This is a genomic window from Acetobacter okinawensis (assembly GCF_002153655.1).
GTDB classification, from domain to species: Bacteria; Pseudomonadota; Alphaproteobacteria; order Acetobacterales; family Acetobacteraceae; genus Acetobacter; species Acetobacter okinawensis_A.
On sequence record NZ_JOPJ01000008.1, the window covers coordinates 65514 to 81239 of the forward strand.

Genomic DNA, 15726 nt, shown 5'->3' on the forward strand with positions numbered 1-15726 from the left:
TTTTTTTTGTTACACAAATAAGACAGGTGGAACTTTTGTAATGTAGAGCAAAAACCTTAGTATAAACTCAGGGTTTGCGGGGTTTCCGCCAGTTTGGCCCCCAGTATGGTGCGGGCTGTTGCGGCAAATTCCTCTGGCCGCGTCAGGGTGAACACGCCGGTCAGGCGGTGGCTGGCCAGTGCGGGGGACACATGGACCTGCCGCTGGTTGTAACGGTTGAAGGTGCTGGCAATGCTGGCCATGCTCTCATCATGGACTTCCAGTTGCCCAAGGCTCCATGCGTTCTGGGCATCCAGCTCCTCGGGCATCAGGCTGCGCATTTCGGGGGCTTGGGTGCCGTTCTGGGTAATCTGTGCGCCTGCACGCAGGGTCCACCAGTCGTTTGTGTGGTGCAGGCGCAGCCGCACGGTGCCAGATACCGCCGTCGCCACAACCTGCGAGGGTGTGCAGGACAGGAGCAGGCGGCCCTGAGGCGCAAAAATAAGCTCGCCCGCCTTCATGATCATTCCGGTCCGGCCCAGAACGCAGCAGCGCCCGCTAACCAGCCGGCTGCTCTCCAGCCCCATTTTAAGCTTGGAGTAACAATCGAGCGTAATGGTGCCAAATGCGGTGCTGAGCGGGGCGGACAGTGCATTGGCCGTAGTATAAAGGCTGTTGGCCTTGCCTTGCCGCTTGGGTACGGCCAGCAGCGCCACAGCGGCGGCCGCCGCTGCAAAAAAACGGCGGCGTGGCAGTGCAGGCAGCGTGGCCGGGTGTGCAACGGCAGGTGCCGTGGGGCCTTGCAGGGCTGCCAGCCTGCCGCTTGCATGCCATATGGCCTTTGCACGCAGGAAGGCTCCCTTGTGTCGTATATCCTGCTCCAGCCAATGCTGTAGTGCCTGCTGTTCGCCTGCGGATAGGGGGCCTTTGTCCAGTCTGGCCGTCCATCCTGCCGCCGCCTCGTCAGGGCTGGCGTTTGCGAGAGTGGGCGAGACGCGGGCGTCTCTCCTCATCAACGGTCATCTCCCTGTCTGAGTCAGAATAGGCGTTGGAGAGAAAAACAAGTGCACGAGCAAGCTGTTTTTCTACAACGTTTTCAGAAATATTCAATTGTGCGGCGCATTCTTTCTGGCTCAGCCCGCGGGCCCTGCGCAAAATAAAAATATCCCTGCACCGGGCTGGCAGTCTGGCTATTGTTTTTTCCAGAAAGCGCATTTCCTGCCGGGCATGCACCACCCGCTCGACCGAGGGTGTGGCGTCGGCCACGCTGTCGGCCTGCATAAGTGCCAGGCTGGTCACGGGCACCACGCGGGCGCGCCGGTAGTGCTGCATGACAAGGTTGCGGCAGACGGAGGCAAAATAGGCGCGTGGGTTGGCAACTGCGGCATGGTCTGCCTGCGCCATGACCACATAGGCCTCGTGGATAATGTCGTCCGCCTCAATATCGCCGTAACGGCGCAGCCATGCGCGGATATGGCCTTCGTGCGGGAGAATATGGGTGGCCAGCCAGATGCTGCATGCCTCTGTGTTGTCTAACACGTAAACCCCTCTGCCCCGCCAGTGTGGGTGATGGGCAGGCATGTAGCAACTGCATGGCTACCGCAGTGTGACAGTTGCATGACAATGGGCGCGGTAAGTTCACACGGCATGGCACGGCCCAGCGTGGTTCTGCCCGCCTTGGTCCGGGGGAGGGGATGCCCATGTGCCGTGCCGGGCTTTCACACCATCTGTACACATTATCCACAGGCTTATGCACCGGAGCATCCGCAGAATCTGTGGACGAATCTGACGTAAAGAGGATTTTTGCGCGGGCGTGCGGAATGTGCCGTGCCATTTGGCGGGGGGTGAGCACTTGCCTGTTTTTAAAACATGGCTGTGTTGCATGATGCGGGAGGCGTTGAGGAGTTGCCTGACCTACACAGCAGACATCGCAAAAATAATAAATTTTTTAATACGTTATGTTCCGCCCCCTCTCACCTTGAGAAACGGATTTTACTAACCAGATATTGAGGTTGAATACCTATTGTTTGAGCGTTCAACATTTTCGGTCAGGATTGTTTTCATGCGTTTCAAGGCATCTATGGCGGCATTGGCTGCCCTTATGGTCAGCACCACCGCAGCCCACGCGGGCGTTATTCATACAGACTGGGAGAAGTTCAAGGCCGGTCGTGCGCTGCACCATCTGTCGGTTGATGGGCAAAAGGCCATGCAGGACGTGCTGGTTGCGCGCGACCTGCTGGCGCAGGGTAAAACGGATGCGGCCATCCCCCCGATTTATGATGCGCAAAAGCGGTTTGTCGCGGCGCAAAAAGATAACCGGCGGTTTTTTGCAGCGGAAGACCAGTTGCAGCTTTCCCCCAAGCATCCGGTCTCGGCCACACACAAGCCTGCTACGGGTGCCATTACGTGGATTCCCGTGGGTGGTGAGTTCATTTTGACCGAAACACTGGCCCCCGACAAAAAAGCAGCAGCCCAGCAGGCCAATCAGGCGCTCAAGGCCGGTCAGAACACGCAGGCCCAGCAGAACCTGCAGGTTGTGGGGGAGGATGCGGACTTTATTATCGCCCTCGCACCGCTGGAACAGACCAAAAGCACCCTGTACCGCGCCCGCGTGCTGACCGAAGGCCGGCAGGCCGCTCAGGCGAAGGAAGCACTGGACCAGTTGCTGGATAGCATTGTGTTTGTGTCGGATGATTTTGTAGACCAGTCCGCCAGTGCCAGCACTGCAGGCAAAGGTAAAGCTGCGGCGCATGCGGCAGCAGCCACAACAACTGCCGCCACGGCACCGGCAGCACCCGCCAGCAGTGCCGCAGCGCCTGTAGCGGCCGCACCGGCACCCGCTGGCACCGATTCCACCAAGGCTGGTGCGCAGTAAAAAACCAAGCCAAAGTAAGGGCTTGTGCACACCATATGGGGGCCTGCGTAAAAAAATACGCAGGCCCCTGTTTTTTTGCTTGCGCTTTAATGAGAATCGTTCTTATTATCATCCTGTCGCGGTGATGAAGGCGTTTCTGCTGGTGGGGCAAGGGGCATCACCGCGACAATCTGTGGTTGTCGTGACTACCGTTAAAAAACTATCCCCCCGAACTTTCGGACTGTTTTGCATCCCCGGTCAGTCCGGAAGGTCTCTTTCTCTCCTCCCCCTTGCCCCGCCAGCCTAAACCCGCCCTGTGCGGGTTTTTTTATGTTGTGCTGCAATGAGTACTCCGGTTGTGCGGTTTTCTGCCAAAAAGCGGATGTTATTGCGATTTATTATCATTTACAGAGTGTCTCAGGTTTGATACAGGTCAAACGACTTTTGGCCTCAGACCCTCAGAGATCTTTAGGTGGTCGGTCGTTAACACCATGAAAGATCATAAAAATGTCAGTTCATCGCAGTCTTCATTCTCTTTCAATCGCGGGAACTCTCTTCCTTGCCGCGCAGGCCAACGCTGCGGATACGGGCAAGGTCGATGAGACCCGGCAAAAAAAAGACCAGCATAATCAGAAGTCCACATCCGCGCAGCATGCCCAGAGGGACGGCGTAGAAAGTCAGGAGACAGAACGCCTGACAGTCACCGGGCGTGCCTTTAATATCATGCACCAGAGTCTGGGCCTGTCGCGTATGCCGCAGGACGTTATGCATACACCGCAGACAATCAACGTGGTTCCGCAAGAACTCATGCGGCAGCAGAATGTCAAATCTCTGGACGAGGCCCTGCGGGATGTACCGGGTGTGACATCATCCATTGGCGAGGGCGCTGGTGGCATGAATGGTGACCAGTTCCTGATCCGTGGCTTTCAGGCCCAGAATGATATTTATGAAGACGGGTTAAGGGACTTTGGCGTCTATTCCCGTGATTCATTTAATATGGAGACTGTCTCCGTTATCAAAGGACCATCGTCGGAGGTGTTTGGTAACGGCACAACGGGTGGCGCCATTAACATGGTGACCAAAGCCCCAACACTGACCAACCGCTATGCGGCAGAATTCTCCGGCGGGTCGGGCAGTTATTACCGTGGCACATTTGACGTGAACCAGAAGCTGAATGACTCAACCGCCTTCCGCATTACCGGAATGGGGGATGAGCATAATGTTGTGGGCCGGAACTATATTTTTTCGCATCGTTGGGGTGTTGCTCCGTCCATTACATTTGGTCTGGGCAAGCGGGCAACGCTGGTGTTGCAATACATGCACCAGCAGGAAAACTCCGTGCCCGACTTTGGGGTGCCGGTGGTGACCAAGCCGGGGGCGGCCTATGGCCAGCCTATTACCGAATACGGCATCCGGCGCACGAATTTTTATGGCACGGATAGCGACCAGAACGCCACCAGTGATAATATGGAAACCGCGCGCTTTACCTATAAGCTGAACGACCATATTACGTTTTATGATGACCTGCGTGGGGGCCAATACTACCGCACATTTGCCGCATCCAAGGCAACGTGTGACACAACCTGCGTGAACAATTACTTTATGGGTGACCCCGCAGCAGCGCTGGTGGCCCGCTCTGGCCCCAATGGTGCAGGCAACGGGCAAGGGGGCGGCACCATTCAGGCGCCTTTGCCGTACGAGCAGCAGAGCTGGTCGGTCCAGAATGTTGCGTCCATGGTCGCCAATTTCAAAACCGGTTTTCTCAAACATCAGGTTGTGGCCGGGATTGATATTGAGCGCGTCAATGACGAGCGCAAACAGTCTACCTACCTGAACCCCAAACCATACGCCAGTCTGGTAAACCCCAACCCTTATGTGGGCAACCTCAACCTTGTCCCGGGTGATTCCAACCCGACGGGTCTGGTTAATCTGGGTGGTATTGGGGCAAAATCTGGCAGTAATGGATATGGTTTTGATACCGGCCTGTTCCTGTTTGATCAGATATGGTTCACGGACTGGCTGTCGGTCAAAGGTGGTTTCCGCTGGGACCGCTGGCAGACAACCTACAATGTCACCGGCGGGGATGTTTCCAAATATCCTGATAAACACTTCCATGATGTCAGCGGGGTGTTTAACCCGAATGTCAGTCTGGTCATCACCCCGGATGCACACCAGACGTACTACTTTACATGGGCCAGCTCCACGACCCCGATGGGCATGTATGTGACCAACGGGTCTGTGCCAATCCGCCCGGGAACCAATTCCTTTGCCAGCCCTGAAACCGCACAGCTTTACGAAATTGGTGCAAAATACAGCATTCTCCATGACCGGATGGGGCTGAGCGCCTCCCTGTTCCGGCTGGACAAGGGCAACGCCCTGAATGCAGACCCCGTGACCGGAACACTTGAGGGCTCGTCTGACAAACAGCGTAATCAGGGGCTTGAGTTGTCTGTTGGTGGGGTCATTCTGCCGGGTTGGAATATCTCCGCCACATATGCCCTGTATGACAGCAGCACAACGGCATCCTCAACCGCCAAAAACATTGGCAAGAATGTGCAGTATGTCCCGCATAATCAGGCGACGTTGTGGACGGCTTACAATGCGTTTGCATCCAAGCCCTATAACCTCATGATTGGTGGTGGCGTAACATGGCGCCAGCATGTCTGGCTGGATGCGGGAAATACGCTGCGTGCTCCGGCTAATCTCGACTTTAGCGCCGTGATTTCTCACCGCTTTAACGAGCATTGGAAAATTTCCATGAACGGTTACAATCTGGCTAATCGCCTTAATTACCAGAGCCTTTTCTCCAACCGTGCTACGCCCTCGGCCGGACGGATGTTTATGGGTGAAGTCAGTTTTGCGTACTAAGGCATTATCAAGGTTGACCTGACTGATCGGTGGGTGTGCCTGTGGGCATGGCCAGTGGCGCAGGTTTTATTTTCTAGCGTTCGGGTACGGCTCTGTAAGGCACAACCCCGCGGGCATTGCTGCCCGTGTCCAGAACCCTGCCAGAAACAGGGAGCGAGCGGTGGCTGCACTGCTCGCGCCCACAGGCCCGGCAGCCCGGCCCAATAGGCACCACCAGCGTGTGGTCCTGTAGGTCCAGCCCTGCGGCGTAAACGGTTTTTGCCGCGTCCTGTATGGTGCAGCCCAGCACCATGGCAATCTGGCGGGGGCGGTCGGCGTAGTTCAGCCCCTCGCGCCCTACGGTGCGTGCGACGTTGAGGTAGATGGAATCATCCGTGGTCTGCGAAAGCTGGACCTGTATCTGCCCCGGCGTTGCAAAGGCGCGGAAGACGTTCCACAACGGGCAGGGGCCGCCAAACCGGGATTGGGAAAAACGGTTGGCCGAAAAACTTTTAAGAATATTCCCGGCAATATCCAGTTTGAGAAAATAGAAGGGAATGCCCTCAGCACCAAAGCGCTGCATGGTGCTCAGCCGGTGGCAGACCTGCTCAAAACTTACGCCAAAGTGGCGGCGCAGGTCGTCCACATCATACCGCATGCTCTGGGCGTGCTGTAAAAACCGCATATAGGGCAGGATGAGCGCGCCAGCAAAATAGTTGCCAAGGTACACACGCGCGAGTTCCTGCGCATTGCGCTCTTTTGGCCCTTCACGGCGCAGAATATCGCTCATCAGGCGGTTGTGTTCCAACTGGCCAATAATCTGGGCCAGAAAAAACAGCGTGCTCTCTGGTGGCTGGTCATGGGGGAGCTGGACCTGACGTTTGTGCCGGTCAATGCGCCACACCAGACCACGGGTGTGCATGTCCGTGCTGTGGGTTATGCTCAGGCCGTGCCGCTCCTGTAAGTGGCGCACAAGGGCTGTGCTGAGTGGGAGTGTGTCCTGAATGATGGTTTCGTAAAAATCCTCTGCGGCACAATCCAGTTCATGAAAATAATTGTTATGCTCCTGCACCCAGTTGCCAACACTCTCGTAAGGCTCCAGCGGGGGTGGGCTACTGGCCGAAGGTGCATGTTCGCGCCGTTCCTGGTCAAAGGTATAGGCGCGGTAGAGGGTTAAAAACGCCTCGCACAGTTCTGGGCTCTGGCGCGCGGACTCCACCATTTTTGCCAGTGGCAGGGGCGCGTTTTTAAAAATCGGGTCGGCCATGGTCTCGCGCAGGGCCTGCACGGCATGGGCCTCCCGCGTGTCGGCAAACCATGCGGGGTTCAGGGCAAAGCGTTCGCACAGGGTTTGCAGCAGGTGGTCGGGCAGGGGGCGGTGGTTGCGCTCAAGCTGGTTAAGGTAGCTGAGCGAGACGCCAACACACTCCGCGAGTGCGGCCTGTGTCATGCTTTCGCGCTGGCGGAGCTGGCGCAGCCTGTTCCCGGCAAACAGCTTGGTTTTTGTTCTGGGCATGCACACCAACCTTCACAGACTTTGCAAGCGGCGCGAATTCCTTCGCTTCTTTTTACTCTTATTCCTCTGCTTCTTTACGCGACAGTCTGCAACTGTTTCCCTAGATCACAAGATGGCAAGGGCCGGAACAATGCAAAATCATGAAGTGCGCGTACACCCCGAGAGCGACCGCCTGAACCGTGCAGACCAGTTGGCATGGAAAATTGCGCAGGTCGCCGCGGACCCGGTGGGGGTGGAGCCTGCAGTCGCGGACATGATTATCAACCGCATGATCGATAATGCCGCCGTGGCCATGGCCTCGGTCAACCGCCATTCGGTCATGAGTGCGCGGAGCGAGGCACTGGCCCACCGCAGGCCGGGCGGGGCGACCGTGTTTGGCATGGGGGCGGATGTGCGCGTGCATGCGGAGTGGGCGGCATGGGCCAACGGCACCGCCGTGCGCGAACTGGACTACCATGACACGTTTCTGGCGGCCGAATACTCCCATCCGGGGGACAATATTCCCGGTATTCTGGCCGTGGCGCAGCAGTGCAACCGCAGTGGTGCGGACCTGATCCGTGGCATTGCCACGGGGTACGAAATCCAGATTGATCTGGCCCGCGCCATCTGCCTGCACAAGCACAAGATTGACCATGTGGCCCACCTTGGCCCATCGGTTGCGGCAGGCATTGGCGCACTTTTGCGCCTGCCGCCTTCGGTTATCTATCAGGCCATCGGGCAGGCGCTGCATGTGACCACAGCTACGCGCCAGAGCCGCAAGGGCGAGATTTCGTCATGGAAGGCGTATGCACCGGCCCATGCGGGCAAAATGGCTGTGGAATCCGTTGACCGCGCCATGCTGGGCGAGACATCCCCAACCCCTATTTACGAAGGGGAAGATGGCGTGATTGCATGGATGCTTGATGGCAAGAGCGCGCTCTACTCCGTGCCGCTGCCAAGCATGGGCGAGCCAAAGCGGGCTATTCTGTCCTCCTTTACCAAGGAGCATTCTGCCGAATACCAGAGTCAGGCGCTGATCGACCTTGCTTTTCGCATGGGCAAAAAAATCAGCAACTGGGAGGATGTGGACGATGTGCTGATCGAAACCAGCCACCACACCCACTACGTGATTGGCACAGGCTCCAATGACCCGCAGAAGTTTGACCCACAGGCCACGCGGGAGACACTGGACCACTCCATTATGTATATTGTGGCTGTGGCGTTGCAGGACGGGTGCTGGCACCATGTGCGCTCCTACGAGCCGGAACGGGCACGCCGGGCCGATACGGTGCGGTTGTGGAAAAAAATCCACACGATTGAAAAACCCGAGTGGACACAACGCTACCACGAGAGTGACCCGGACAAAAAAGCCTTTGGTGGGCGCATTGTCATCCGTATGAAAAACGGCGCCATTCTGGCAGACGAGCTGGCCGTGGCCAACGCCCATACGCTGGGGGCAACCCCGTGGCAACGTGCGGACTACATCAGAAAATTCCGCACCCTGTCAGAAGGGATTGTGGCGGATGCGGAGGTCGAGCGCTTTCTGGCGGCCGTGCAGCGCCTGCCCGAGCTGGGGGCGGGGGAACTCCACCAGCTTGAGCTGTATATTCCTCCACAGGACGTGCAGCTCAGTCAGGTGGAAGGCATTTTCAACTTCGGCCTGTCGGGTAAGGGGGCCAGAGCCTCTCAGCAGAGCGCAGCCCTCACATCCTGACAGACACAGAACATGACGGCAGGGGAGCAAGGACCATGCACACCGAACTGCACCGCACAAAACCAAAAAAATCCGTAGCCCTGTCCGGCACTGTGGCGGGCAATACGGCCCTGAGCACGGTTGGCCACAGCGGCAACGACCTGCACTACCGGGGGTATGACATAAAAGACCTCGCCCGTGCCTGCACGTTTGAGGAGGTCGCCTACCTGCTCATCCACGGCTACCTGCCCAACACGGCGGAGCTGGAGGGTTACAAACGCCACCTGATGGGCCTGCGTGACATTCCCGCCATTGTGCGGGCGGCGCTGGAGCGCCTGCCTGCCTCCACCCACCCCATGGACGTGCTGCGCACTGCTGTGTCGGTTCTGGGCTGCGCCCTGCCCGAGCGGAGCGACAGCCCCATAGCCGGTGCGCGTGAGATTGCGGACCGGCTGGTCGCCTCCACAGCCTCCATGCTGCTCTACTGGTACCATTACTCCAACCACGGGCGCAGAATAGACACCCAGACGGAAGATGACAGCGTAGGCGGGCATTTTTTACACCTGCTGCATGGGTATGCCCCCCCGGCAGACTGGGTGCAGGCCATGCATACTTCGCTCATCCTGTATGCGGAGCATGAGTTCAATGCCTCCACCTTTGCCGCGCGCGTGGTCGCAGGCACGGGGGCGGACATGTATTCCGCCGTCACGGCGGCCATTGGCGCGCTACGTGGCCCCAAGCACGGGGGTGCCAACGAGGTGGCGCTGGATATCCAGCAACGCTACCACACGGCGGACGAGGCCGAGGCGGACATCCGCCGCAGGTTGGAGGCCAAGGAGGTCATTATCGGCTTTGGGCACCCGGTTTACACGCTGGCTGACCCACGCAACGACATTATCAAGGAAGTGGCAAGGGACCTCTCCCGCCGCAACGGCACCATGCGGCTCTACACCGTAGCCGAGCGTCTGGAGCGGGTTATGGCGGAGCAGAAGAAGATGTTCCCCAACCTCGACTGGTTCAGCGCTGTTTCGTACAACGCCATGGGTATTCCCACGCCCATGTTCACCCCTGTGTTTGTCATGTCCCGCGTTACGGGCTGGTGCGCACACATTATGGAACAGCGCCGGGATGGAAAAATCATCCGCCCCTCCGCCAATTATACAGGGCCGGACCCGCGCCCGTTAATGCCCCTGCGCGAACGCGATGGACTGGAGTACGCCGCATGACCTATCTGGTAGGCAAAGACCTGCCCGCAACCCCCGCGGGCCAGCGTTTTAAGGAGATGATGCACCGTAAAGGGATCATGCAGATCCCTGGTGCGCATAACGGGCAGGCCGCGCTCCAGGCGCGGGACTGCGGTTTTGGCGCGCTCTACCTGTCAGGTGCGGCCATGACCGCGAGCATGGGCCTGCCTGATCTTGGTATTATTACCATAGACGAGGTGTGTTTTTTCATCCGTCAGGTTGTGCGCGCCACAGGCCTGCCCGTGCTGGTGGATGGGGATACCGGGTACGGTGAAACCCTGAACGTGATGAACATGGTCCGCGCTTTTGAGGAGGCAGGGGCCGCCGCCGTGCATATTGAGGATCAGGTGCTGCCCAAAAAATGCGGCCACCTGAATGATAAAAAACTCGTCTCCCCACAGGAGATGGCGCAAAAAGTGGCCGCCGCTGCCCGCGCCCGGCGTGACATGGTGGTCATTGCCCGCACAGATGCCGCAGGCTCGGAAGGGCTGGATGGCGCAGTTGCGCGTGCACGCCTGTATTACGAGGCCGGGGCCGATGCCATTTTCCCCGAAGCACTGATATCGGAAGAGATGTTCAGGGAGTTTGCGCGCCGCCTGCCAGACGTGCCTTTGCTGGCCAATATGACCGAGTTCGGGCGTTCACCCTATTTTACGGCCTCCGAGTTTGAGTCCATGGGCTACAGCATGGTCATATGGCCTGTCAGCTCCCTGCGGGCGGCCAACAAGGCGCAGGCCGAACTGTTTGCCACCATTGCGCGCACAGGTGGCACACATGCCATGCTGGACCGTATGCAAACCCGCGAGGAGCTGTACAGAACACTCCGTTATTATGACTACGAAACACTGGACGCAGGCATTGTGGCCACCGTCCTGCCCCACATAGGGCAGCCCGACCGCAACGCCGCCTGAACACCGCAGAACTTCTGTCCCACACAAACAACAAGAACAGGGGATACAAGACCATGACGGACCACACACTCATCCCGGCACGCAACTACCCCGACTACCCGGCACTGATGACACCCGAGCAGTTACAGGCCATGCGTGAGCAGGCACAGCGCGACCCGGACGGGTTCTGGCTGCAACAGGCGCGGCGCATACACTGGTGCTCCAGACCCACGCAGGGCTTTACTGGTAGTTTTGAAAATGACGTGTCCATAAGCTGGTTTGCAGATGGCACGCTCAATGCCTCGGTCTGCTGCATAGACCGGCACCTGACCGACAGGGGGGATCAGGTCGCCCTGATCAGCCAGCGTGAGGCGCATGGACGCTCGGAAAAATTGACCTACACGGACCTGCACGAGCGCGTGTGCCGCCTTGCCAACGCCCTGACCCATCTGGGGGTGGAAAAAGGGCACCGGGTGGCTATCTGCCTGCCTATGGTGGCGGAGGCGGTTGTCTCCATGCTGGCGTGTGCGCGCATTGGGGCGGTGCATGTGGTGCTGTTTGGCGGGTTTTCGGCAGAAGGTATTGCCGAGCGGCTGGTGGACAGCGGGGCCGTGGCCGTTATTACCGCCAACATGGCGTGGCGTGGCAACAAGCCCGTAGCCTACAAACAGAGCATGGACGAGGCCCTGCGCAAGGCGGGGGGCAACAGTGGTGTGCATTCCGTGCTGGTCGTGCGCACGTCGGAGGAGGCTGTGCCCATGCTGCCCGGACGTGACTACGATTTTCATGACTTTGTGGACAATTTCGAGGCGGATTTTGTCCCCGCCGTCATGCGGGCGGAGGACCCGTTGTTCATGCTCTACACGTCGGGCAGCACGGGCAAGCCCAAGGCGGTGGTGCATGCAACGGGGGGCTATATGGTGTGGGCGGCCTACACCATGGGCATGGTCTACACCCACCAGCCGGGAGATGTGCTGTGGTGCACAGCGGATGTGGCGTGGATTACGGGGCACACCTCTGTTGTGTATGGCCCGCTGGCCAATGGTGGCACCACCATGATTTCGGACAGCCTGCCAACCTACCCCCAGCCGGGCAGATGGTTTGACCTGATAGACGAGTACAGGGTGAGCATGCTCTTTACCGCCCCCACAGCCGTACGCGCCATGATGGCCGAAGGCGATGCGGTGGTAAACCGCCATAACCTTGGCTCGTTGCGCCTGCTGGGTGTTGCGGGTGAGCCCATAAGCCCCGATGCATGGCTGTGGTACCATGATGTGGTGGGCAAAAAGCGCTGCCCCGTGGCCGACACATGGTGGCAGACCGAGACCGCAGGCATTGTGCTTGGCCCCATACCGGGGGTGCAGTCGCTCAAGCCCGGTTCGGCCACCATGCCTCTGCCGGGGGTGGAAATGGCCATACTCGACCAGCGTGGCCGCGTGGAGCAGGGCGCTGCGGAGGGGGCGCTGTGCATTGCCCGCTCATGGCCCGGTCAGGCGCGCACCATATGGGGCGACCATGCCCGTTTTTGCCAGACGTATTTTTCCATGGCGCCGGGCCTGTATTTTACCGGCGATGGCGCAAAGCGGGATGAGGATGGATACTACTGGATAACCGGCCGTATGGATGACGTCATCAACATTGCCGGGCACCGCCTTGGCACGGCGGAGGTGGAGGATGCACTGGGTGCCGACCACAGGATTGTGGAGTGCGCAGCCGTTGGGGTTGAGCATCCGGTCAAGGGGCAGGCGCTGGTGGTGTTTGCCATCCCGCGCAAGGACGTAACCGCAGGGCTGGATGAGGCAGGCATCAGCCGCCTTGTGGTCCAGTTGATTGGCCGTTACGCAGCGCCGGAGGCGGTTTATCTGGTGCCAGACCTGCCACGCACCCGCTCGGGCAAAATCGTGCGGCGGTTGTTGCGCAAGATCGCAAGTGGCGATACGAATGAACTGGGTGATCTGTCGGCCCTGAGCGATCAGTCCATTGTGCCCATGCTGCGTGAGCGCGTGTGGGGGCAGATGGCTTTTGGGCAGTCAGAAGCAGTGCAGGCCAGAGCCTGAGCCAACAGGCCAGCACGCAGCAAAATCTTGCTAAGCGCGGCAAGACCGGAGGGGTCGGGGTGGTAACGCCCCGGCCCTTTTGCCTGTTACGGGCTGTCGGCTGTGCAGCGTGTTCACGTCCGCGCCAGACTGGCGTATTCGTGATGAGTCCACCGTGGCGGGCCAGATAGCGGGCATGCGACAAAGTGGGGAACCCCGCAGGCAGGAGTCCCCCCCATGGCCATAAGTGCTTCCCCCATCCTTGACCGCACAACAGCGCGGCATGTTGTGGCTGCCTCGTTTTTGGGGTGGATGCTTGATGCGTGTGATTTTTTTATTGTCCTGTTCACGCTGGATAATGTTGCACACAGTTTTTCCACCTCGCTGGAGGTGGTGCTGCTGGCCCCCACGCTCACCCTTGTGACCCGGCCCATAGGGGCGTTTGTGTGCGGGCGGGCGGCGGATGCCTATGGCCGCAAACCGGTGCTGATCGGAACAATCGCCATTTACTCGCTTATTGAGGTGCTGTCGGCTTTTGCGCCAACGCTTACGGTCTTTCTGGTCCTGCGCGCACTGTTTGGCATAGCCCTTGGGGGGGAATGGGGCGTTGGCACGTCACTGATCATGGAGAGCGTGCCTCCATCATGGCGGGGTACGGCATCGGGCATTTTGCAGGCGGGGTACCCGGCGGGGTATCTGCTGGCCTCGCTGCTGTTCCTGCTCCTGCCTGTTCTGGGCTGGCGCGGGCTGTTTGTGCTGGGGGGTGGGGCCATTGTTTCGGCCATTTACATCTGGCTGCGGGTGCCCGAAAGCCCGGACTGGCTGGCCCGCAAAGCGCAGGGGGCAGGGGCTGCACGCCAGCCCGGTATGCTCGATGTGGTCCGGCAGAACATGGCCCTGTGTGTGTTTGCGGTCGCCCTTATGGCGGCTTTCAACTTTATGAGCCACGGCTCGCAGGACTTGTACCCCAAGGTGTTCCTTGCCCTTGAGCGGCATGTGCCGCCAACCTCCATTACAACCCTTGCGGTGCTCTACAATCTGGCGGCCATTGCGGGCGGGGTGGTGTTTGGTGTGCTCTCCCAGCGGATCGGGCGGCAGTATGCCATTGCCGTGGCAGCAGGGCTGACCCTGCCGCTCCTGCCGTTATGGACCCTGCCGCACTCGGTCTTCTGGCTTGGGGTGGGGGCCATGTGCATCCAGTTCTGTATTCAGGGGGCGTGGGGGGTGGTGCCTGCGTATCTGAGCGAGCTTTCCCCCGCATCTGTACGGGCCACCTTTCCGGGGTTGGCCTACCAGTGCGGCAACCTGATCGCGGCCAGCAACGCCCTGTTGCAAACCCGGCTAGCGGCGTGGATGGGGGCAGGGCTGGCTCCCGCCCTTATGCTCAGTGTGGGTATGGCGGCACTGGTGGTGCTGGTGTTAACCTTGCTCAACGCCCGCCTGCACCCGCAAAGCACATTGGGTGAACACGCCTGACAGCAAGGACCCCACAATGCGCCATTTTGGAAGAGCCGCGTGCCTGCTGGTTGCACTGGGCGTGTTTGCCCCCGCCATGGCGGCCAACCCGCCACGGCGTGTGCGCACCCCGGCCCCAGCCCCGATCCTGGAGCCCCTGCGTGTGCCACCACTAGCCCGCGCCGTAATTTTTGACAGGATCAACCATACGTCCCCCCAGCCTGTGGCGCTGGAGGTGGAGGGTATATCCGTTCAGGTAGAGGTTGCCCCGCAACAGCCCTGCCCGGGCAAGGCAATGTTGATGGAGGCGTCCAACCCCGCACCCGCCGGGGGGGAGCCACCATGCACCGTGGCAACGCTGGTGCTCAAAGCGCCCGGCCACCCCGCGTTCAGGCAGGATATTGCACCCCTGATAACGGGAGATGACGGGGGTATGCTGGGCACCCTGCGCCTTGCCCTGTACCATCTGGACAAAAGTGGCGGACCTTTGCAGGTGCTGCTGTCGGGTTACACAATGGGGGCGCACTGCTGCACGGTTGCCGCCATTGTGGGGTTGGATGACACGGGCCAGTGGCGGGTCACCCCCCTGCCATCGCAGGATGGGGATGGTACACCCGTGGTGCTGGACATCAACCATGATGGCGGGCGGCAGTTTGTGCTGGGTGACCAGCAGTTCAACTACGTATTTGCGTCCTATGCATGGTCTGTCCTGCCTGTTGTAATTTATGATTACACGCCCGGTACTTTGCGTAACGTCACCACCCAGCCTGCCTATGCACCGTTTTTGCGGGCCGGGTTCCGGCGTGACTTCCCTGCCTTTCGGGCGCCACCTCCGCCGGATCGTAAGGATATTAACGGGTTTTTGGCCGCCTATGTGGCCAATAGCGCCAATCTGGGGCAGCTCCGGTCGGGGTGGATGTACATGCGGCACTGGTATGACCGGCGCGCGGATAGCGGGCAGACATGGTGCGCACTGGACCCGTCCGTTAAGGTGCGGGGGGTGGAGGGTTGTCCCGCGCCCTACCAGCGCAAAGTGCCTTACCCGCAGGCGCTGGCCCTTTTTTTGCTACAAACAGGCTACATAACCCATGCCCAGTGTGTAGCCCTTGGGTATGACCCGGAAAAAATTGTGCGCGAGCAGGCCGCAGTGCAGGCTGCAACCACGGCGCGCTGGCATGCGGCACACCCCGGCTAAGGGGGGGGTAGTTTAGGGGCACGAACAAAACCAGACGC

General features: G+C 59.5%; 10 protein-coding genes and 1 pseudogene. 8 read left to right on the forward strand and 3 right to left on the reverse strand.

All coding sequences use genetic code 11. The features are described 5' to 3' along the window. Positions 1-56: 56 nt before the first annotated feature. Positions 57-992 (reverse strand): FecR family protein, encoded by a 936-nt coding sequence (locus tag HK26_RS05595; RefSeq protein WP_086638872.1) that lies wholly within the window; start codon positions 990-992, stop codon positions 57-59. Then, positions 943-1518, reverse strand: a complete 576-nt coding sequence (locus HK26_RS05600) for an RNA polymerase sigma factor (RefSeq protein ID WP_180539342.1) — start codon at positions 1516-1518, stop codon at positions 943-945. Before HK26_RS05600 ends, HK26_RS05595 begins: the two co-directional genes overlap by 50 nt. Before the next feature lie 523 nt (positions 1519-2041). Between HK26_RS05600 and HK26_RS05605 the strand changes: the two are divergent. Both HK26_RS05605 and HK26_RS05615 read left to right on the forward strand, forming a co-directional pair. Beyond that, a pseudogene (locus HK26_RS05605) lies at positions 2042-2713 on the forward strand (YfdX family protein); the annotation flags it as partial. A gap of 627 nt (positions 2714-3340) precedes the next feature. Further along, positions 3341-5701 (forward strand): TonB-dependent receptor, encoded by a 2361-nt coding sequence (locus tag HK26_RS05615; protein ID WP_180539344.1) that lies wholly within the window; start codon positions 3341-3343, stop codon positions 5699-5701. Between the two features lie 73 nt (positions 5702-5774). Here the strand turns inward: HK26_RS05615 and HK26_RS05620 are convergent, their stop codons facing one another. Then, the gene (locus HK26_RS05620; RefSeq protein ID WP_086638877.1) at positions 5775-7196 is read right to left on the reverse strand and encodes a helix-turn-helix domain-containing protein; all 1422 of its coding nucleotides are present in this window, start codon (positions 7194-7196) and stop codon (positions 5775-5777) included. A gap of 130 nt (positions 7197-7326) precedes the next feature. Between HK26_RS05620 and HK26_RS05625 the strand changes: the two genes are divergently transcribed. The 6 genes from HK26_RS05625 (at position 7327) to HK26_RS05650 (ending at position 15688) form a co-directional block, all read left to right on the forward strand. Then, on the forward strand, positions 7327-8889 hold the full coding sequence (locus HK26_RS05625) for an MmgE/PrpD family protein (protein WP_086638878.1): 1563 nt from the start codon (positions 7327-7329) through the stop codon (positions 8887-8889). 35 nt (positions 8890-8924) lie between these two features. After that, positions 8925-10094, forward strand: coding sequence for a bifunctional 2-methylcitrate synthase/citrate synthase (prpC, locus tag HK26_RS05630; protein ID WP_086638879.1), 1170 nt, complete (start codon positions 8925-8927; stop codon positions 10092-10094). Then, positions 10091-11023 (forward strand): methylisocitrate lyase, encoded by a 933-nt coding sequence (gene prpB / locus HK26_RS05635; protein ID WP_086638880.1) that lies wholly within the window; start codon positions 10091-10093, stop codon positions 11021-11023. The genes prpC and prpB overlap by 4 nt, the downstream gene beginning before the upstream one ends. 53 nt (positions 11024-11076) lie before the next feature. Next, positions 11077-13059, forward strand: coding sequence for an acetate--CoA ligase (gene acs / locus HK26_RS05640; RefSeq protein ID WP_086638881.1), 1983 nt, complete (start codon positions 11077-11079; stop codon positions 13057-13059). A gap of 216 nt (positions 13060-13275) precedes the next feature. Further along, entirely contained in the window at positions 13276-14514 is a 1239-nt protein-coding gene (locus HK26_RS05645) for an MFS transporter (protein ID WP_086638882.1), read from the forward strand. 16 nt (positions 14515-14530) lie between these two features. Next, complete coding sequence (locus tag HK26_RS05650) at positions 14531-15688, forward strand: thylakoid lumen protein (RefSeq protein ID WP_143296291.1); 1158 nt, start codon at positions 14531-14533, stop codon at positions 15686-15688. Positions 15689-15726: the final 38 nt, after the last annotated feature.